Source organism: Cytobacillus sp. ABV4_503, assembly GCF_056158445.1.
In genome coordinates this window covers 1,667,750-1,687,963 of the sequence record NZ_JBSWTH010000001.1, presented here as the reverse complement: position 1 = coordinate 1,687,963, position 20,214 = coordinate 1,667,750, and the positions used below count along the sequence as shown (strand labels likewise).

At 40.0% G+C, this 20,214-nt stretch carries 17 protein-coding genes, 1 pseudogene and 1 riboswitch; of the genes and pseudogenes, 3 read left to right on the top strand and 15 right to left on the bottom strand.

Features of this window, described 5'->3' with window-relative positions:
• Positions 1-44 precede the first annotated feature (44 nt).
• Positions 45-380 (bottom strand): annotated as a pseudogene (locus tag ACXAD1_RS08560) (cell wall hydrolase); the annotation flags it as partial.
• Positions 323-574 carry a hypothetical protein gene (locus tag ACXAD1_RS08555; protein ID WP_474909817.1) on the bottom strand — a complete coding sequence of 84 codons (252 nt, stop codon included), beginning with the start codon at positions 572-574 and terminating at the stop codon, positions 323-325. The pseudogene ACXAD1_RS08560 and the gene ACXAD1_RS08555, both read right to left, overlap by 58 nt.
• A gap of 235 nt (positions 575-809) precedes the next feature.
• On the opposite strand from ACXAD1_RS08555, the gene ACXAD1_RS08550 reads away from it, so the two are divergent.
• Positions 810-1,310, top strand: coding sequence for a GNAT family N-acetyltransferase (locus tag ACXAD1_RS08550; protein ID WP_474909816.1), 501 nt, complete (start codon positions 810-812; stop codon positions 1,308-1,310).
• Positions 1,311-1,454: 144 nt separating this feature from the next.
• Here ACXAD1_RS08550 and argH read toward each other — a convergent pair whose 3' ends face one another.
• From argH to ACXAD1_RS08500, 10 genes are all read right to left on the bottom strand, one after another.
• On the bottom strand, positions 1,455-2,783 hold the full coding sequence (gene argH, locus ACXAD1_RS08545) for an argininosuccinate lyase (RefSeq protein ID WP_206836724.1): 1,329 nt from the start codon (positions 2,781-2,783) through the stop codon (positions 1,455-1,457).
• The gene (locus tag ACXAD1_RS08540) at positions 2,784-4,307 is read right to left on the bottom strand and encodes a Na+/H+ antiporter NhaC family protein (protein WP_474909815.1); all 1,524 of its coding nucleotides are present in this window, start codon (positions 4,305-4,307) and stop codon (positions 2,784-2,786) included.
• 197 nt (positions 4,308-4,504) lie between these two features.
• Positions 4,505-5,818, bottom strand: a complete 1,314-nt coding sequence (locus ACXAD1_RS08535; protein ID WP_474909814.1) for a hypothetical protein — start codon at positions 5,816-5,818, stop codon at positions 4,505-4,507.
• A gap of 518 nt (positions 5,819-6,336) precedes the next feature.
• On the bottom strand, positions 6,337-7,338 hold the full coding sequence (add, locus tag ACXAD1_RS08530; RefSeq protein WP_206836714.1) for an adenosine deaminase: 1,002 nt from the start codon (positions 7,336-7,338) through the stop codon (positions 6,337-6,339).
• 55 nt (positions 7,339-7,393) lie between these two features.
• A riboswitch (purine riboswitch) is annotated at positions 7,394-7,493 on the bottom strand.
• Positions 7,494-7,538: 45 nt separating this feature from the next.
• Positions 7,539-8,561, bottom strand: coding sequence for a multifunctional transcriptional regulator/nicotinamide-nucleotide adenylyltransferase/ribosylnicotinamide kinase NadR (nadR, locus tag ACXAD1_RS08525; protein WP_206836711.1), 1,023 nt, complete (start codon positions 8,559-8,561; stop codon positions 7,539-7,541).
• The gene (gene pnuC / locus ACXAD1_RS08520; RefSeq protein WP_206836707.1) at positions 8,562-9,257 is read right to left on the bottom strand and encodes a nicotinamide riboside transporter PnuC; all 696 of its coding nucleotides are present in this window, start codon (positions 9,255-9,257) and stop codon (positions 8,562-8,564) included.
• A gap of 28 nt (positions 9,258-9,285) precedes the next feature.
• Complete coding sequence (locus ACXAD1_RS08515) at positions 9,286-10,050, bottom strand: NUDIX domain-containing protein (protein ID WP_206836703.1); 765 nt, start codon at positions 10,048-10,050, stop codon at positions 9,286-9,288.
• 192 nt (positions 10,051-10,242) lie between these two features.
• On the bottom strand, positions 10,243-11,610 hold the full coding sequence (glpT, locus tag ACXAD1_RS08510) for a glycerol-3-phosphate transporter (RefSeq protein ID WP_206836701.1): 1,368 nt from the start codon (positions 11,608-11,610) through the stop codon (positions 10,243-10,245).
• 262 nt (positions 11,611-11,872) lie between these two features.
• Positions 11,873-12,847 carry a bile acid:sodium symporter family protein gene (locus ACXAD1_RS08505; protein ID WP_206836697.1) on the bottom strand — a complete coding sequence of 325 codons (975 nt, stop codon included), beginning with the start codon at positions 12,845-12,847 and terminating at the stop codon, positions 11,873-11,875.
• Between the two features lie 4 nt (positions 12,848-12,851).
• Entirely contained in the window at positions 12,852-14,243 is a 1,392-nt protein-coding gene (locus ACXAD1_RS08500; RefSeq protein WP_206836694.1) for an FAD-binding oxidoreductase, read from the bottom strand.
• 199 nt (positions 14,244-14,442) lie between these two features.
• Between ACXAD1_RS08500 and ACXAD1_RS08495 the strand changes: the two genes are divergently transcribed.
• Entirely contained in the window at positions 14,443-15,153 is a 711-nt protein-coding gene (locus tag ACXAD1_RS08495; RefSeq protein ID WP_206836693.1) for a FadR/GntR family transcriptional regulator, read from the top strand.
• Between the two features lie 47 nt (positions 15,154-15,200).
• Here the strand turns inward: ACXAD1_RS08495 and ACXAD1_RS08490 are convergent, their stop codons facing one another.
• Entirely contained in the window at positions 15,201-17,267 is a 2,067-nt protein-coding gene (locus ACXAD1_RS08490) for a DUF4179 domain-containing protein (RefSeq protein WP_474909813.1), read from the bottom strand.
• Between the two features lie 167 nt (positions 17,268-17,434).
• Positions 17,435-18,346 carry an SDR family oxidoreductase gene (locus tag ACXAD1_RS08485; RefSeq protein WP_474909812.1) on the bottom strand — a complete coding sequence of 304 codons (912 nt, stop codon included), beginning with the start codon at positions 18,344-18,346 and terminating at the stop codon, positions 17,435-17,437.
• A gap of 97 nt (positions 18,347-18,443) precedes the next feature.
• On the opposite strand from ACXAD1_RS08485, the gene ACXAD1_RS08480 reads away from it, so the two are divergent.
• Positions 18,444-19,412 carry a helix-turn-helix transcriptional regulator gene (locus ACXAD1_RS08480; protein WP_474909811.1) on the top strand — a complete coding sequence of 323 codons (969 nt, stop codon included), beginning with the start codon at positions 18,444-18,446 and terminating at the stop codon, positions 19,410-19,412.
• A gap of 251 nt (positions 19,413-19,663) precedes the next feature.
• Here the strand turns inward: ACXAD1_RS08480 and ACXAD1_RS08475 are convergent, their stop codons facing one another.
• Complete coding sequence (locus ACXAD1_RS08475; RefSeq protein ID WP_206837664.1) at positions 19,664-20,158, bottom strand: YehS family protein; 495 nt, start codon at positions 20,156-20,158, stop codon at positions 19,664-19,666.
• Positions 20,159-20,214: the final 56 nt, after the last annotated feature.

The window sequence follows — 20,214 nt, the reverse complement described above, 5'->3', positions numbered from 1 at the left end:
TTTCCAATAAAAAAAGCGCGCAGCTTTTATGGCTGTACGCGCTTTTATATAGCAAATGCATGATTGCCGATTTTTTTCACAACTTCACGTGAAAAGATCCACTGGCTTGTAGCTGTGTCAGGGTTATAAAAATAAAGGAGCTCTTCATTTTGCTCCTTATCAATAAGAGCTGTCTCAACGGCCTGAACTGCTTCATTACTCGCCGGTTCATTGATGGAACCATTTTGAACAGGTTCAAAAGCATTCTTCTGATAAATAACGTCCTTGACTGTATCCGGGAATTGTTCATGCTCAACACGATTCAGCACCACGTCAGCAACCGCTACTTTCCCTTCGAACGGCTCCCCTTCTGCTTCAGCCTGTACAAGACGGGCAAGGACTTTTTTTCTTCCTCTTTGATGAAACGATGATCTGTTGATGATGACTCCTTCACGTCAACCTCAACTTTTTTAAATGTTAGTGTCTCTGCAGCTTTCTGATCCACTGTCTCAGCATCGAAATGATCTGCAGGAAACACGCTATATGAACCCATAATGAGTGAAATGGCAGCAACAAACGTTACTAAATTCTTCATTTGTAAACCTCCTGTTTGTAGTTTTTAGGCAAAAACAGGCCACTTATAAGGCTAACAGGTTTACAGTGGTAACTCATTAGTGAATCTATGGGAGAATTACCAATCTAGAAAATGGAATTTTTAATTTGCTCATATAATAACTTAACTTATATATTTGTACTAGCATGACTGATGAACAAATTTTTTTATGAATCGGTTCAACAGTTATAAAAAATTGAAAGAGGTGCTACTTTAATTGAAAGTACTTGAAACAGATCGATTAATTCTTCGCTGGTTAACACCAGATGATGCAGCATTCATTCTCGATCTTTTAAATGAACCTGCATGGATTCGTTATATTGGCGATAAAGGTGTACGTACACTAGAGGATGCTAAGAATTATATTGTTACCGGCCCAATGAAAATGTACTCTCAGCTGGGCTATGGCCTTTTTATGGTTGAACGGAAGGAAGGAAACACTCCTATTGGAATGTGCGGATTGATAAAACGAGATACTCTAGACAATGTTGATATTGGCTTTGCTTTTTTATCTACATATCAAACGCAAGGTTATGGGTTCGAGTCAGCTTCTGCTACATTGAAATATGGTCATGAGCAGCTGGATCTGAAACGGATCCTTGCCATCACATCCTTGGCAAATCATGCTTCCTCCAGACTGCTTGAAAAAATCGGCATGAAATATGAAGGAACAATTATTTTGGATAAGGAAGAGCTTAAATTGTTTGTATCCGAATAATGAATTCTTGAGTATATTTCTATCCTGAAAAAAGGTGTCTCCTCCCAACCAATAAAAATTAAGCCTGGGGCCGACACCGATACGATTGATAACGGGCAAGCAAACAGGACCAACCCTCTTCGATTGGTCCCGTTTGCTTAATTTTTATCCCGAAATCTGCTTGATTAGTTTTTTGTTCCCTTTGGTTAATATGTTCTCATAGTCAATGTATTCGTAAATATCGTCTGTTATGCTGCTGCTAAACTGCGCCAGCTCTTCGACCGTTAAATCTTCAATCGCCTTCTTTTGCTCTTCACAATAAATAATGAGCTTGCCGACGATTTCGTGAGCATCTCTAAATGCAGTCCCTTTGCTCACTAAATAATCTGCAACTTCGGTTGCGTTCAAGAAACCTGCTTTAATGGCAGCTTTCATGTTTTCTTCCTTTACAAGAAGCGTATCAATCATTTTTGACATAATATCAAGGCAATCTATCACTGTATCGACTGCATCAAAAAACTGTTCTTTATCTTCCTGCATGTCTTTGTTGTATGTGAGCGGCAATCCTTTCAGTGTCGTAAGCAATGAAAAGAGGGAACCGTATACTCTGCCTGTCTTGCCTCTAATAAGTTCAGCTGCATCCGGATTTTTCTTTTGAGGCATGATGCTGCTGCCCGTTGAATAGGCATCATCCATTTCAATAAATTTGAATTCCTGGCTGCTCCAGAGAATGAGTTCTTCACTCAAGCGGCTCAAGTGCATCATTATTATTGAAAAACTTGACATGATTTCCAGTAAGTAATCCCGATCACTTACCCCATCTAAAAAGTTGTCTACCGGTTTAGCGAATCCTAACAGGTCTGTAGTTATTTGACGGTCGATGTTGTGTGTTGTTCCCGCCAATGCACCACATCCGAGCGGGTTTTCATCCAAAATATCAATGGCATTCTGGACTCTCTTTTTGTCCCGGCTAAACATTTGTACGTATGCACCGAGATGATGGCCGAATGTTATGACCTGTGCCCTTTGCAAATGTGTGTATCCAGGCATAATGACGTTATTATTTGCTGATTTCTCATTTAACGAATGGATAAGTTGCTGAAGGACAGACACCACTTCTCCGGCTTTATTTTTTGCATAAAGTCTCATGTCAATCGCCACTTGGTCATTTCTGCTTCGTGCAGTATGAAGTTTCTTTCCTGTGTCACCAATTCTCGATGTCAGATTCATTTCAACAAAAGAATGGATATCTTCATATTCGCCTTCCACTTTTAATACACCGGACTCTATATCGCTCATGATCGATTCCAGCCCACTAATAAGTAAATCACCTTCAGACTCTGTGAGTAATTTACATTTTACAAGCATTTTTACATGTGCAATGCTTCCCGTTATATCCTCATAATACAGCCTATTATCAACAGGTAAAGATGTATTGAATTTCTCCATGATTTCATCTTCACGTTTAGTGAATCGTCCGCCCCAAAGTTTCACTTATAATTCAACCCTTTCACTATACTTTCTTGTGTGTATCTTGGATATCACAAAAACAGCTGCTATTAGCAGTACTATCGTCAAGATTAAAGTGAATGCACTTCCTGTGATCCCGGCAACGAGAAATCCGATTAATGCAATCGATGCATTAATGAGTGCATATGGAAACTGTGTTTTTACGTGATCGATATGATCCGCTCCTGCCCCTGTTGACGATAAGATCGTCGTATCGGAAATTGGTGAACAGTGATCTCCGAAGATACCACCTGACAATACAGCTCCTATACAAACTAACAAATGCGCATCGAGACCTACAGCCATAGGAATGGCTATTGGGAGCATAATCGCAAATGTCCCCCATGACGTCCCTGATGCAAGAGACATCCCCGCTCCAACTAAGAATAAGATTGCAGGTATGATGAACGATGGAACATTTCCTTTCATCGCCTCAACTATAAACGCTGCCGTTCCCATTTCATTAATTACTTTGCCAAGCGACCAAGCAAGGACAAGTGTGACTGCAACGTAAACCATTTTCTGCATTCCAGTTGTATAAATATCAATAATCTCGCCGAACTTTTTCACTTTGTACATAATCATTAAGACGACAATCGATAACGCCGCAAATAAGTATGCAGCACTTAACGAAACCCTGAATTCATTTCCTGGTACCGGCTCAAACGGGAAGCCGAATGAAATTAACAATCCGAAAAGGGTAATGAATAATACCAATAGCGGCAGCCAAATTAATACGGCATGTCCATTTTTGGTAATCCCCTCCACATCTTCTGGTTTTCTAAGAGGTTTCGACTCAGGCCAATACAGATTGCCCGTTTGCTGCACTCTTTTTTCCGCCTTTGCCATCGGTCCAAAGTCCAATTTTGTCAACGCCACTATAGGCACCATTGAAACGGTCAATAGTGCATAAAACTGAAATGGAATGACTTGAATAAGCGTACTGAATTCAGATGTATTTATGTTCAGCAATTCAAATTCTTTTTTTATAAGCCCCATTATATATACGCCCCATCCGATGAATGGGATCAATACTGCGACGGGAGATGACGTTGAATCGATGATCCATGCAAGCTTCTCCCTTGAGATTTTGGCTTTATCGAAAATCTTTTCAAAAACCGGTCCAACGATTAGTGGTGTGCCCAAATCGGAAAAGAAAATGATAATTCCTCCAAACCACGCAGAGATTTGTGCTTTTGCGCGTGTGTTAATGTACTTTATGGCACCTGAGGCAAGTGCTGCCCCTCCACCCGACTTCTCCATAAGGGCTACAAACCCGCCAATAAAGAATAATAAAACTAAAACTGCTGCATTGTAACTATCCGCTACTTGCGGAAAAATAAAGTTTCCGATTACTTCCATTGTCGCTTCGAGAGGGCGGCCACCGACAAGAATCAGGACTCCAATATACACTCCGGAGAACAGGGACACGATAACATTCTTTGTAAGTATTGCGAGAATTACTGCAATAATCGGTGGTATTAAAGACACCAAACCCATGTGATCCATAAACAAATCTCCCCTTAAACTAAATATTATCGAATACATCATTTTACATATGGGTAAATAATTAATATTTACCCTAAAATAAATTATATTTTAACGCATCCATGAAACGCAATAACAATTTAAAATTTTTAGACAATTTTTTATCAGTTATTATCCTAAAATTAGAAAGACTGTTGAGGTGATAATTCCCAACAGTCTTAAACAACTTTATTTGGTGAGTTTGTCAGTTTGTAAACGCGTCTCGGTCTTCCCCTCGCCGGGTATTCTTCCACCCCGGTACATTCAGCTAAACCGGCATCACATAAACTTTCTATGAAACGTCTTGTATTTCTTTCATCCCTGGATAGTTGAATTGAAATGTCTTTAACTGTAAATTCTTTTATTCCTGCATTCCTTATTAAAGCAAATAGTTCAATATAATGTTTAACATTGATTTTCTCGTTTTTAAGTTTAGTCATAAAGCTTTTATCATTAAAATACGGAAAATCCATCTTTTCTATGTTTTCACTATCAACTTCAACGACTTCACCATTTTCGTGAATAATAATAATTGAACCAAACCTCTCTTTGGATTGTTTTAGTGCATTGTTTGCATTCAGTTCCGCTGAAAATATAGTTTCACCAAACCCTATGCCTACACCCACCTTCAACCCAGACTCCAAAATCAATTTGTTTACTGTCTCTTCAATTCTTTGTATTTCCCGTTCACTATCACCGCGCGAGCTAAATATTAAATAGCGGCCAAGCCCTTTTTCTATTAGTGATCCATTCAACCGTTCACTTAGGTTTATTAAAATCTCTTTTAACTTCAATTCCATATACTGGAGCTGATATGTTTGTTTCGAACTTTTGAAATGATTTTCCAAATGTCCCATTTCAAATAGCTGAACTGCAACTTGGGACTCCATAAAGTAGAAAGTCTTTATTTTTTCAGAAAGGATGTTTAATGTATGGCGGATTTCAATATCACTTGTTGAAATTCTGAATGCAGGAACACTCATTTCTTTAAGTTGTAAATAAACTTCTTCAAAACAAGTGATTGCTCCTTTTGTCTCACCATTTTCCCATAAATGACTGTGGAAACCTATTAATTCTTCTGTTGAAGTTTTTTCGGAAAAAGTTTTCACATAAATCTTTTCGGGATTAATATTGAGTTGGTTAAAAGCAGTCTCTAAATGACTTTTTGAAATTTCATCTATACTTAAATGATCTAAAAAAGAACCCGTTTTGAATGCAAACTCCAAGAGCCCTTTGAAAATTCCAGCTTCAGTATGTTCGATATAAATTTGTTTTTCCGTATTTCCTACCGCTTCACATGCAATGTTATAAGAAATTTTCCCTGAAAAAATCCACAAATCAACATTGTTATTATTATTTCTTATTATATCTTCAGTTTCCCGCACTTCTTTATACGGATACGTTAAAAAAATTACATCTAACTTTAAGTCTTGTGCGATATGTATGATTCTTTCTACAGTGGATTGTGGACCGACGACCCCCACCCTTAACATAGACAAGCACTCCTTTAATAATAATAATGATACAATCTAGAATTCTATCTTAATGATACACATTATTCTGTAAATTATTAAGTTTGATTTTTAATTTTGTATTCTTCGATTATATTCTTTAATCAGTATACCTAAATATTCATTCCAATCCCCCCGTATCTCTCGATATTTTTTGTGAATAATTTAGCCACCCTTTATAAAGAGTGGCCTAAAGAATAATCACATGTTTTTACTAGTTTCAGTAATGGAAAGGTTAGCTAGTAAGAAGGAGTATCAAAAGTATAAAGCATCAATCAGGCGCATTGCTTTTTTAAAATGCTTATCTGATAAGATTACTTTATAAAAAGTATTCAGGGAAAAGCTGCATTTACTAGTGCCTTTTTACTTTTAATATTGTTGGAAACAAATAAAGGTACTGTCCCCCTATTCATGTCCCTTGCTCATGATTGTATTAATGCAGCCAGGGTCATGCATCTTTCTTGCTCAAGTTGAAATTTCTTTTTTAGGCAATATTAACTTTAAATGTCCAGTAGATATTTCTTCAGTTTTTCCTTTGTCCCTTCATCTGCAAAAGCTGCTTCTACACTATTCATATAAATTTGTTTATAATCCTCAGCACTCATAGCAAATTCATTGGAAACAATATCACATTCCTTTGCCATCGTTGTATCCGATACTGTTCTGTTATCCGTATTAACCGTTACTTTAATTCCATCCCGATGGAAGTCGGAAATTGGGTGTTCGCTAAATTGGTTTACCGCTTTCGTTTGGACATTGCTGGTTGGGCACATTTCAAGCACAACCTGTTTTTCCTTTACAAGCTTATAAGCCTTTTCACAGTCCTTAATAAATACGCCATGTCCAATTCTTTCAGCTCCCAGCCATTCTACGGCCTCCAGCACATTTTGACCGATTCCCGTTTCACCGGCGTGGATGGTGACTTTGTATCCATATTCTCTGGCCAGCGCGATCGGTTCAATGAATTTTTCGCAGAACCCTTCCTCCTCGGAAGCACATAAATCGATTGCGACAACCCCTTTCCCAAGGAATGCCTTTCCCTTTTCGACGACCTCAAATGCACTTACCACACTCATCGTTCGCATACATGACAAAATGATATTTCCTTTAATATCAAATTCTTCTTCTGCTTCTCTCATCCCTTCAATCACACTTTGGATGATTTCTACTACGGATAATCCCTTTCGCGTATGAAGTAATGGGGCAAAGCGGACCTCCATGTACTTCACATTTTCCTTTGCTGCATCTTCAAAGAGCTCAAAGGAAATTCTTTTTAAATTTTCCTTTGACTGCATAACTAAGTTAGGAATGGAGAATCTTTTTAAATATTCATCCAGGGATTCGCAATCCAACGGTGCAATTAGTTCTTCTTTGATTTTTTCTTTATCAAAAGAAGGCAGGCTGATGCCTTCTCTCTTCGCGATATCAATGATGGTTTCTGGTCTGACACTCCCGTCCAAATGGCAGTGAAGTTCAATTTTAGGCAAAATAGTAAAATTCATAGCTGGACCTCCTAGATTTTTTTACAAAAAAAAATTCCTGATTACGAAGAAAATACAGCACATGTATCTTCTTCGTAATCAGGAATTATTGGTTCCTGGTAGAGACCTCCAAACCATATTATTGGAGTTATACGAATAAAAGTATTTCATTAGGTTTTTTAAAAGGATAAATAATATTATCTATTTTGTCAATCACTTATTTAACATTTCAGCAGCTCTTCAATATGCCCTATTGCACTCTGAAGCCGTTCCTTATAATCTCCGTTAAGGGTTTTGTAATCAATCTTATGATTGTTCAGCAGTGTTTTTAGAGCATCGTTGTTTTGGAGCCTTACTTCATGCTCTCCATGAACACGAAGTCCATCATCCACCCATTTCACATCAGTTTCAAGATATAGCCATAGGTCATAATCCTGCAGGTTCGCTATTTCATCCAGCACTGTTTGATGCTCATTGTTGTATAGGTTGGAGTAAAACTGGGTCACGATTGCCTCTGTGTCGATAAAAACAACCCTGTTCGCTTTTTCAATCGCCTTAATTTCACTAAGCTTATGGCCGTAAGCAATTTTGTGGTAATCTTCCTTAACTATGATACCTTCGCAGCCGCCTAGTTCTTCGCATACGTTTCGGCCATATTCCTCAACATAGGAAGTATTATAAACTTTAGCAAGATTCCTTGTCAGTGTCGATTTTCCACAGCTTTCGGTTCCAACCAAAACAACCTTTTTAACGAAATATGGTTTAACAAAGTCAGGAATGTACTCCCAATGATGAAAGACGCCTTCATTACGGATCACTGTTGCTGATATATTCACATGTCCCCGATTCGGATCAATCAATTCGTGTTTCGCCTCAGGGTAAAGTTCATTAAAGATATCGCTATATTCATACTCTGAACTAAATACATAATCAATGCGCTTTCCAATTGCCTTTTTTATATTCCCGGCACCTTCAGCCCAATTGTAATCGTTATTCCCCTGATCGTCTTTAATGGAAATGACCTTAACATGCGGCATATCTTTTGTTAATTGGCTGAGCCAGCGCAAACGGATATGAGGCGGAATATAATTCATTTTAGAATGCTGGCACAATTGCCTGTCACGCAGTTCGCTATGGGACAGCACAACGTACAGTTCATCGACGATGGATGAGGCCTGCACGATGGCATAGACGTGGCCAAGATGGAGGGGGAGAAACTTGCCTCCAATAAACCCAACTGTCATTTAAATCGCCTCCTTCTTCTGGTTCACATACAATTTCCGCCAGTTGATATAACCATAAATGCTGTTGACCAGGAAAGCAGTCCACATGACCAGCATCGAAAAGTCATTGCCTCCCTGTGAGATGAGAGCACTCGCCCAAAGAATAATCGATAATACATTAACGGAAATCCACAGGAGCCATTGCTCCGCAAATCTCTTCAGCATCAATATTTGTGCAGTTATCGAAAGGACATTTGTAGCTGAATCCGTCCAGACAAAATTGCCTTCTAAATATCTAAGAAAAAACCCATATCCAATTGTAAGTACGACAATAGCTACTAATGTATAGAGCCAGCCCTTTTTAGTCAGGCTTTTAACTTTTACATCTTCCCCTTTAACATCCCGAATTGTTTTATGCTGTCTCCACAGATAAATACCGATAAATTGCACCGGAAAATAAAACAGTGCATTGAGCATGGCTTCTCCATATAGACCATAGCCGTATGCAATATAAGCATAGGTTAAAGTTTGAACAATGCCAAAGTAATAGTTTGCAATCTTCCCCTTTGCCACCAGCACCACACATAACATGCCGCTTATGGAGGAAATCAGGCCAAGCATTGAATCCGACCAGGCAAAGAAAAGATAAATGTTAACAAATGTAAACGTGATCAGCCATATTATTTCGAACCGCGTCCAGTTCTTAAAGATCCCCATGTGAATCTCCCCTTTTATGATTTGCTTTTCACCCCTGCAGCTTATTTCTATACACGGACACAATCGGCTGGAAATCATTGAATCGATAAAGCTGGGCAGGCGTTTTGGAATAGCGGTTTGATTTCTTAGACTTTCCGTCTTCCGATACCGCTTCAATAAAAGGCAGTGTCGGTGCTTTTCTGAAAAAGGCAGCATCAGTCGAGATCGAAGGATCATCCAAGACCGTCAGTAATACCCCCTGCAGTTCAGAGAGCACAAATTCCTCAGGAAGAAAGTGCTTAGCAAGTGTTGTGAGCGCCATATCTTTTTTAATAAACCAAAGTGCATCATCCATAATGGTCCGATGATCGAATGCAAGATCAAGTTCAAGTGCCTCTTCAAGAGTAAACAGCTCAATTTCAGAAGCATCAAAAGTCTTTTTCCGGCTCCTTAATGCCGCTTCATTTGCAATGACATAATGAGCATTAGAAATTATCCATCCCCGCTGATCCCGGCCAGAAGAATCATAGACACCAAAATGTTTTATTTTCAGTCCTTCCACCCCGGTTTCCTCGGTTAACCTTCGCAAAGCTGCCTGAAACGCTGTCTCATTGGGACGTACAAAACCCCCGGGGAGTGCCCACTTTCCTGCTTCTATATTTGGATTTCCTTCATGGTCCAGCTCGGATCTTTTTATAAGCATGATTTTCAGTTCTTTTTTTGGAGGTTTATATTCTCCCGAGAGCTCAGATGTAATTGTAAAAACCGCTATATCGCTTGTGTAACCGTCTGGGGTAATATATATTTTTTTCAATTTTGTTCACCTCTTTTTTAATTAACATTTTGTTAATTGTTAATTAAAATATATTCCATAATTTGCTGTTAGTCAAGATAGTTTTAAAAAAAGATTTTCTTTTAAGAAAAAGATACTTATTACCTTAGTTTTTTAACGCATTTTTGAGCATAAAAAAAAAGTGCCTAATGATTAGACACTTTCTTTTTTATCTTAATGTTGATTTTTAACAACTTCTTGACCACGGACATTCCACGTTACAGCGAATATGATGGCTGCAAGGACACAAGATGCGGTTAACAGCATAAATCCTGCATCCCATCCAGATGCATCTACGATAACACCCATTAACGCATTAGCAGTTACAGTACCTCCGAGGTAGCCAAACAAACCAGTTAATCCTGCTGCAGTTCCGGCAGCCTTTTTAGGAACGAAATCAAGTGCCTGAAGGCCAATTAACATTACCGGTCCATAAATAAGGAAACCGATTGCAATCAAACAAATCATGTCGATCGTTGGATTTCCTGCCGGATTAAACCAATAAATAAGAACGGCGATCAATACTCCCAGCATAAACACAAAGCCTGCAGGACCACGGCGCCCTTTGAAAAACTTATCTGAGATCCAGCCGCATAATAGTGTTCCTGGTATACCCGCCCACTCATATAGAAAATAGGCTACGCTGGACTTGCTCATATCGAAGCCTTTTTCTTCACTCAAATAAGTTGGTGCCCAGTCCAGTACACCATAGCGGACGAAATAAACGAAAATATTAGCAATAGCAATGGCCCAAACCCATTTATTATTTAATACATACTTGAACAGAATTTCTTTAGTTGTTAATTCTGTTTCAAAGGTTTTCTTGGTTTTACTTGGATAATCATTGCGATATTCTTCAATGGTTGGCAGTCCTACCGATTGAGGAGTATCACGAATGAGGAAGTAGGCCATGAATGCAACAACAATGGCTACAAGAGCAGGTAATATAAATACACCTTCATAGCCTGAAGAAGAGCTTCCGGCTATGCCTGCGAACATCGCCGCACCAGCCACGGCAAGAGGTGCCATTAGCCCCCCGCCGACATTATGGGCTACATTCCAAATGGCTGTTTTGTTTCCTCTTTCATTGATGCTGAACCAGTGTACAAGAACACGGCCAGAAGGCGGCCAGCCCATTCCCTGGAACCAGCCATTTAAGAAAAGCATAATAAACATAATAGCAACAGATGAAGTAAAGAAAGGAACAAACCCCATTAATAAAGAAATAATAGCAGAAAGAATTAAACCTGCAGGCAAGAATATCCTTGGATTACTCCGGTCTGAAAAGGTCCCCATGACAAATTTACTGATGCCATAGGAAATAGAAATAGCAGATAACGCAAAGCCAAGTTCTGTTTTGGAATAACCTTCTTCAATAAAGTACGGCATGGCCAATGAGAAGTTTTTCCGGATCAAATAATACGCTGCATAACCAATGAAAATTCCCAGAAATACTTGAAATCTAAGTTTTTTATACTCAGAATCAATTTGTTCTTCAGGCAATCTTTCAATTGGGGGAGCAGGCTTAAACAGTTTGAACATTCAGGTTCCCCCTAAGATAGATTTGACAACAATATTAACTGTTAAAAAAAACAAAACCCATACTTTATTAACACTTCCAGGAATGGAAGTGCAAAAAGCATGGGTTCTCCGTTTCTCCACCATAGTTAACTTGTTATGTCACATTCTAGTATTATTTGTAAACGTTGTCAATAGCCTATAAAACTATTTAGATTGTTTTCGATACGTACAAAAAAGGTGCCTGCCCTCTTAAGCTTTAAGGGCCAGACACCTAAACCCATATTTACAGTTTCACCTCAACTGGCTTAACTGCCGTTTCTAGTTCACTTTTCACAGCAGGTTTCTTCGACCAATAAGTCGCCAGAATCGGCCCTGAAATGTTATGCCAGGCAGCTGCCAGCACACTTGGAAGTGCTGCCAACGGCCCAAAATGGGCAGTTGCAAGGGCAACACCTAAACCGGAGTTCTGCATGCCAACTTCAATGGCAATCGCTCTTCGGTTTACTTCATCCTGACCAAGCACTTTTCCTGCAAAATAGCCAAGCAGGAGTCCGAATCCATTGTGGAGCATGACGGCTGTAAAAATCAGAAGCCCAGATGCGGCGATGGTTGCCGAATTGCCCGAAACGACTGCAGCCACAATCGTGATAATCGCTGCTACGGAAATAAGAGGTAAAACAGTTAAACTTTTTTCCACAGCCACAGGGAAGAATTTCTTGATGGCCAGGCCTAGAACAATCGGTACAATGATAACCTGCACAATAGACATAAACATGGCAACAGCATCAACCGGCATCCATTGGCCGGCAAGCATCAGGAGAAGCAGCGGTGTCATGATCGGCGCCAATAGAGTTGAAACGGAAGTCATGGCGATGGATAACGGTACATTTCCCTTTGCCAGATACACCATAACGTTAGAAGCCGTTCCCCCAGGTACACAGCCAAGCAAAACAAGTCCCGCTGCCAATTCCGCCGGCAAATTCAAAAGTTTCGCAATGACGAAAGCGACCAGCGGCATGATAATGAACTGTGCACAAACTCCGATTAACACAGGCAGCGGTTTGGTAAAGATGATTTTAAAATCGACTGCCTTCAGTGTAAGCCCCATTCCAAACATGACGACACCGAGAAGGATGGTGATATAGCCTCCCAACCCCAAAAATGGGTCAGGAAACATAAAGGCAATAACCGATGTGAAGATCACCCACACGGCAAAATATTTTCCGGCAATGGTACTGACCGCTTCTAATACCTTCATTACATCACGCTCCTTCTCTTGTCTTTAAGATTTTATTTGGGTTAAAAAGGTTATCTGGATCGAGGGCCTGTTTGATTTTTTCCATAACCTGAAGAGCCTGGCCATGTTCTTGTTGCTGGTATTTCTGCTTGCCTACACCCACTCCATGCTCACCTGTGCATGTTCCGCCCCGCTCAAGCGCATAGATGACAATTTGTTCATTGAACTTCTCTGCCTTTGCCACCTCTTCCGGATTACTCATATCAATCATGAGAAGTGTATGGTAATTTCCATCTCCTACATGTCCGACGATCCCTCCAGGTAGTCTCAGTGAATCGACTGCTTCCCTGGCATGGCTGATAGCGCCAGAAAGTTCTGAAATCGGCAGGCATACATCTGTTACCATCATTTTCTTCCCGGGGTGGCCATGGATATAAGCATAAGCAAGGTTATGCCGGGCCTCCCACAAGCGATTTCTTGCGGCATTATCGGTTTCAAATTCAATATCGAGGCAACGATGGTCCTCGACTATTTCTCTTGTGAAGGCGACATCCTGTTTCAAACCGGCTTCATTGCCGTGAAACTCCAAAAAGAGTGTTGGACTTTCGTTATAGTTTGTTTCACTGAACAGGTTCACCTGCTTCATGGATGGTTCATCCACAAGCTCCACTCTTGCAATCGGAACCCCTGCCTGTAAAATAGAAACAACCGCTTCCACCGCATCGTTCAATGAAGGGAAAGAAGCTCTTGCCGCCATCACATGCTCCGGAATACCATATACTCTTAAAGTCAATTCCGTAAAGCAGCCAAGCGTCCCCTCAGAACCAACGAATAAACCATTTAAATGGTATCCCGATGAGGATTTAGCAGCTAAATTTCCTGTATGTATGATCGAACCATCAGCCAGAACCACTTCCAAATCACGCACCTGATCACGCATCACTCCATATTTTACCGATGTTGTTCCGCTGGCATTAGTTGCCGCCATTCCGCCAAGCGTAGCATCCGCCCCCGGATCCACAGAGAAAAACAGACCATATTTTTTCAATTCCTTGTTTAGCTGCGTGCGGGTTACTCCAGGCTGTACCCGGACAAGGAAATCATTTTCACGCACTTCGAGGATTTTATTCATTAAGGAAAAATCAATTGTAATTCCATGTTCGTACGGTATGACGTGCCCCTCGAGACTGGACCCCAGACCAAAAGGAACGATTGGCACTTTATATTGATTTGCAAGCTTGACCACTTCACTGACCTGCTGGGCTGTTTCAGGAAAAACCACAATATCGGGAAGGCTCTCCTTGTGGTATGATTCATCCCTTCCATGCAATTCTCTGACTGTCTGATTTTCTGTTACCTGCTGCTCAGAAAGAACCTCTTTTAAAGCATGTACGAGGCTCATACTAGCTGTTTCCATCCTATACTCCTTCTTTCTTCTGCTAAAAATTTGGTCAAACCAATGTTATAATTGGTCCAACAAGTTAAGTCAATTATACTAACTTATCAGAAAAATTCAATTATTAATTTTATTTATTTTTCAGTATTGATTAATAGATTTTAGGTCTGTTACATTTAGAAAAGTGAATGAGGCCTATTTTGAAAAGAGGTTACGGGGAATGGCAGAGAAAAAAAAGACCTATCTGGTTTTAGTAGATAAAATTATAGAATGCTATTTAGGAGGAAATCTGAAACCGGGTGATAGACTGCCTTCAGAAAGAGAATTGGCAGGCCAATTCAATGTCAGCCGGACAACCATCAGAGAAGCCCTGAGAACCATGGAACTGAACGGGCTCATCGATATCCGCCAGGGAGGCGGAAGCTACGTTAAAGTCTCTGATGTCCATGCAAGAAAAGAAGAAATCATCACAGCTGTCAAATCGGAAAATCCCCTAGTATATGAAATGCTGGAGCTCAGGCGTGCACTGGAAGTCGAATCCTCCTTTCTTGCTGCCAAAAGAGCCACTTCGGCAGACCTGGAGAAGCTACGGATAGCTTTGAATCATATGGCTCTGTCCAAACAAGACCCGGAATTAGCGTTAAAAGCCGACCTTGACTTTCACATTGGGATTGCCGTGGCCACTCATAATTCGATTTTCATTGAATTAATACATACTCTAAAAGGACATATGGAAGATACCATTAGAGCTACACAGAATCATCGCTTTAAGGATCCGTCCCGTTACGAGGATACAATGGAAGAACATAAGGAAATTTATCTGGCTATTGCCTCTGGAAATGGGGATAGAGCGAAGGAATTAATGGAGGGGCACATTACGAATATTAGGGCCGAATTGGTGGAGTCGATGGTGATTGATATAGGGAGATGAAGGCATAAATGCAGCTAAGGCTTTAATTGAAAAGAAGCAGGAAACCATTATCGGATTCCTGCTTTATCTTTTACTATCAGCTCAGTTTCAATCTCTACTATATCATCCAAATATTTCGTTGTATTATATCCGAAAATATCCAGACTCTTCGGAACCACGTTATCCCCTTGTATCTTAAAGCTTTGAACTGTAAAAAAGTGACGAGGCTGTTCAATATCTTCGTAAATAAAAGGTGCTTTATTCATATCATATTCTTTTCCATTCTTATCAACGATGACTCCTTCATAATCCCCTTCCATTGAAATATTTTCTTCCTCAGTAGCAATATTGAAATGAAGTGATTCATACTCTCGATTTTTAATTTCATGATTGCTAAAGACAACTCTGGTAGGCTGGCCAATTTCCACCTTGTCAATTGAGATGGTACTGCCTGCATATTCGAAGGTTTGAGGATACTTTTTGGAAGTATCCAGTTCGACAGTTTTAAGCTCTTCAATTGATAAATTCACACTATGAAATTGAATTTTGACCTCATCAGTTTCTTTTTCAAAAAGAGGTTCAAAGTGCGCCTGGAAGTTACTCCATCTAAAATCCGGCTGTGTATATACATAGGAACTTCCAAATAAATCGGCTTCCGTTATTTTATTGTTAATTTTCATATTTTTAAAATTGATCATGTCTATCCGCTTCTTCTTCTGTTCAGTTTTGAGGCCATATTGCAGTATTGTCGCTGTTGGAGCAAGGATTAGTTTATCGAACCGAACCGGTACTCCCTCAATTTCAATATCTTCCTCCAATGCATACTCGGTAGAAGGCTGTTTTGTTACGGGAATCTCAAAATTCCACTCTCCTTCTTCCGGCTCAATACTCTTGTAAGAATCAGATGAGTCACCTACTATTTTCATAACCTTATTAATTTTGAGCTTAATTGTGCTTTTATCCTCTTTAAGTGGGGGCAGACTAATCTTCCCATGATAAGTATTCTTTTCCTCATTGTTAAGCTCCGATCCAAAATCAGGCGGATAGTACCTTTGAGAAGTATGATCATTCATGATATTACGTTCGTCTTCAATAAAAACACCGTCATCAAAATTAATCATGTATTGATTATTTTCATTGGTATCCTCAATCTCATAAAAAATAAGAGTCTGAACATCATCAGCTATCGCACTCTTAATCTTTATTTTCACCCCATCACTTTCTGCTTCCAGGTTCAGCCTCTCACCCACATCCGCCTGCAGAAAGGCACGCAGCTCCTGATTTTCCTCGGTCCAGGTGTAATAGAGCTTTGAAAAGGCGCCTGTAAAAAGCCCTGCAAAAATGGCCAGAGCGAATATACCTGCGGCAATAAACCCATTTCTTTTACGTTTATTCTTCTTTTGCTGATTGAGACTTTCCCTTTCTGCAATTCGTTCTTTGACATTTTCCATAAAACCAGGCGGTTCACTGAATTTCGCAATGGCTTCATTAAAGCCCAGCATAACTTCCTGTAAGGCTGCTAAATCTTCCTGGCAGTCCTGGCAATGATAGATATGTATTTCAAAATCAATCTTTCGCGGCCGGTCCATGTTTCTCTCCAGATAATCAACGTAAAGCTTTTGGAATTCTTTACAGCCGTGATAGTGCTCTCCATCTCCCATTCCGTTTCTGAGTGACTGGAGTCCTGAGAATATAAGCGCCTTAACCTGTTCGGCTGAAACCTGGAGAAGCTGTGCTGTTTCGTCCTTTGAGAGTCCTTTTATGTATGTTAAAACCAGTACTTCTCTTTTCTTCTCTTTTAACGGATGGAGTGCATGAAATATCTCTTGATGGTAATCACTTACCTCCGAAGCTTGTATACTTTTATTAAGAGAAAGCTCCCGGCAGATAAGGATAAAAATAGATAAAACCGATATTTCGAAAGATGTGCTGCTTTTAAACCTTGGCAGCTCCTTGTGCACCTGTAAAATGGCCCGATAAAAAAGCTCCTCTATCTTGCGTTGGTTCCCAAGATAGGACAAGCCAATTGCATATAAGGATCGCTGATGCTGTTCAAACCAGTTAACGATGGATTCTATACCTTTTACTCTTATCATCACTGGTAAACTGGGATTGTTTTTTGCTGGGATAATCAAGACCAGTCTCCCCTCTATGTATGTCTAATTATTTATTTACCTGGTTTAATTATAACGATTAGTGTGGAATTGTTCACCAAAATTTGGATAAGAAATTCATGTTCCCTCAGGCAAATAAAAAAACTCCTTTTGCAGAAGTTCTGCAAAGGAGTTATTCGAATGATAAGCTATCTATATCCCTCCACATCGGCCGGTTTCCCCGCCTCCTGGACCTCCACCAGATATCTGAAAGCATCAGGCTGAGAACCGTCCAGATCATGAAAGTTGTACATTTTGGCCAGCTGGCCACTGGAATAGGACCCTCCGTTCAACCGTTTTTTATCAGGATCCTTTGCTATGGCACTAATTGCACGCCCTATATACCTTGGTGTTTCAGAAATCACGAAATGAGGCTCCTTAATGGCCGCATCTTTCCAGTTTTCCTCTTTTACCCCAAATACCTCAAGCATGATTTCAGAACGCATCCAGCCGGGTGAAACAGCTACCGCTGTGCAGTCATAAGGAGCAAGTTCATGTGCCAGTGCTTTGGCCATCCGGATAACCGAGCTTTTAGCCAAATCATAAAATAGAGACAGTCGGTAGCGATTTTGATTATACTCCTCTGTTCCGTCTGTGATTTCGGCAACTAATCCGCCTTTGTTTTTGATCAGGAGCGGAAGGGCATAATGACTTGTGATAATATGCGTATCAATCGCCAGACGAAGCATTCTCATCCCCTTCTCCAGGGAATGCTCCCAGACAGGAATATCCCATTCCATCAAATTTTCACTTCCCCATATATCATTGACAAGGATATCCAGCCTTCCTTGTTCTTTCTCTATTCTTTCAATCAATGACTGCACCTGATCAGGTATCAGATGATCCACTTGGACAGCAATACCATTACCTCCCAGTTCGCTGACTAATTCAGCTGTTTCTTCAATGGTTTCCTTACGGCCATATTCCGACATCTGATTTCGTGTCGTACGCCCTGTAACATACACTGTCGCACCTGCTGCTCCCAGTTCCATGGCGATGCCGCGGCCAGCTCCCCGTGTTCCTCCGGCTACCAATGCTACCTTGCCTTTTAATGACGTCATTCCTATCTGCCCCCTTTTGTGTTATATCTATACTATAATCTTTAATGTTGACATCCAATGTCATATTTAACATTTTTATTGTTCAGGAGTGAACTGAATGCGGGCAGACAGACTCATTTCTATTTTATTATTGCTTCAAAATAACGAAAGAATGACCACAAGGGAATTGGCAAAAGAATTGGAGGTAACTGAGCGCACCATACACCGGGATATGGAAGCCTTAAGCGCTGCAGGCATTCCCGTCCTGGCTGAACGCGGAAAATTTGGCGGATGGAGACTGCTTGAAAAATACAGAACAAATCTAACGGGATTAAAGGCAGATGAAATCAAAACACTGCTTCTCTCCCCTTCCTTCGAGCATCTTGCGGACCTTGGAATCAGCGAAGACTGGAAGGAAGCACGCCAGAAACTCCTGGCGGCCATTCCAGCTCCCCTAAAAGAGGATGTAAAAGACATTTCAAACAGAATTCATATAGATACCAGCACCTGGAGGCAAACACCACGGGAAATGAAGTCATTTGGAATGTTGCAGCAGGCGGTTTGGGAGGAGAAAAAACTTCAGATTAAATACGAAAAGGCTGATAAACAAACGAGTGAAAGAATTGTTGAGCCATTAGGACTGGTCGCTAAAGGGAACACTTGGTATCTAATCGCTGCTTCTGACGAACAGATAAAGAGCTATCGTGCTTCGAGAATAGTGGATGCAGATCTTATTAATGAGAAATTCAGCAGGCCGAGTGACTTTGATCTCGCTGATTATTGGCAGGAATCTAAGCAGAAATTTATTAGCAGCCTTCCTAAGTTTGAGGTGGAAGTGGAGATGTCTCCATCCATTATTCAGCGGATTAATTTTACTGGGCGATTTGTACGGGTGATACACATGGATAACCCTAGGGATAATGGATGGATTCCTGTAAGCCTTAGCTTTGATACTGAACAAGAGGCGAGAGAGTATATACTTGGGTTTGGGAATCAGATTAAGATTGTAAGGCCTGTTTCGCTTAGGAAAAGTGTGTGGGAAATGGCTGAGAGTGTTGTTAATTTTTATAAAGAATATGAGGAGTAAACAAGGAAAAAAGGGGTCTCTAATTGACCAGAGCCTTTCCAACAGTACATAACGGATTAACCCCCGCAGGGTCAGGCACCAATATTAAAAACGAGCCTCCTCAATCATTTCTGAGGCTCGTTTTTGTCCATAGTCCACTTATGTAACTACTAAAGAAAAATTAATTTCATGAACAATTCACTTTTTCAATGATATCAGACAGCTTTTCTTTATAGACTATTAATATGTTATCACTCGAATTCTTTCATTCATTATCCTCTATATTTAATTGCCAGTCCTTTTAAGAAATTTCTGGCAAAATTGTCTAAGCATATTTTATAATTTTTGTGTCCTTCTTTTCTTAAAAACGCTCCGAGTTCTCCTTTTGATACGTTTAATCCAGCTTTTTTGAATACATCTATCATGTCCTCTGTTGTTAAGGACAAGGCGATTTTGGTTTTCTTTAAAAGGATATTGTTTACATTTGTAGTTTTTTCTATGGATGGTTCTGGCGTATTATTTTGACCTGGTTTTGGCTCTTGTTTACCTCTTTTATAAATAATGAAGCCATTCAAAAATGAATTTAACATATTATTTGTCAATTTTATTTGGCTGCCATTCTCTTCTTCATCATCTGTCTTTTTGAGGATCTTCACCACCTCTGGTACGGTCACTTCTATTCCTCCAAGTTTAAAGATTTCTGCCATTTCACTATTTTTGATTTCTAGCGCATATCTCAATCGAATTAATATATCATTATTATCCATCAACTTACTTCCTCCTATTTTTCACTGCTCTTTATTACAACAGTATGCATTTAAAT

What these genes read in the sequence shown, in the direction of transcription:
- ACXAD1_RS08505 (WP_206836697.1), bottom strand. Translation starts at nt 12,847, where the DNA reads ATGAAGGTATTAGAAGCGGTCAGTACCATTGCCGGAAAATATTTTGCC.
- ACXAD1_RS08485 (WP_474909812.1), bottom strand. Translation starts at nt 18,346, where the DNA reads ATGACGTCATTAAAAGGCAAGGTAGCATTGGTAGCCGGAGGAACACGG.
- ACXAD1_RS08540 (WP_474909815.1), bottom strand. Translation starts at nt 4,307, where the DNA reads ATGGATCACATGGGTTTGGTGTCTTTAATACCACCGATTATTGCAGTA.
- ACXAD1_RS08495 (WP_206836693.1), top strand. Translation starts at nt 14,443, where the DNA reads ATGGCAGAGAAAAAAAAGACCTATCTGGTTTTAGTAGATAAAATTATA.
- glpT (WP_206836701.1), bottom strand. Translation starts at nt 11,610, where the DNA reads ATGTTCAAACTGTTTAAGCCTGCTCCCCCAATTGAAAGATTGCCTGAA.
- ACXAD1_RS08475 (WP_206837664.1), bottom strand. Translation starts at nt 20,158, where the DNA reads ATGGATAATAATGATATATTAATTCGATTGAGATATGCGCTAGAAATC.
- ACXAD1_RS08535 (WP_474909814.1), bottom strand. Translation starts at nt 5,818, where the DNA reads ATGTTAAGGGTGGGGGTCGTCGGTCCACAATCCACTGTAGAAAGAATC.
- pnuC (WP_206836707.1), bottom strand. Translation starts at nt 9,257, where the DNA reads ATGGGGATCTTTAAGAACTGGACGCGGTTCGAAATAATATGGCTGATC.
- ACXAD1_RS08500 (WP_206836694.1), bottom strand. Translation starts at nt 14,243, where the DNA reads ATGGAAACAGCTAGTATGAGCCTCGTACATGCTTTAAAAGAGGTTCTT.
- nadR (WP_206836711.1), bottom strand. Translation starts at nt 8,561, where the DNA reads ATGACAGTTGGGTTTATTGGAGGCAAGTTTCTCCCCCTCCATCTTGGC.
- ACXAD1_RS08555 (WP_474909817.1), bottom strand. Translation starts at nt 574, where the DNA reads ATGAAGAATTTAGTAACGTTTGTTGCTGCCATTTCACTCATTATGGGT.
- ACXAD1_RS08480 (WP_474909811.1), top strand. Translation starts at nt 18,444, where the DNA reads ATGCGGGCAGACAGACTCATTTCTATTTTATTATTGCTTCAAAATAAC.
- add (WP_206836714.1), bottom strand. Translation starts at nt 7,338, where the DNA reads ATGAATTTTACTATTTTGCCTAAAATTGAACTTCACTGCCATTTGGAC.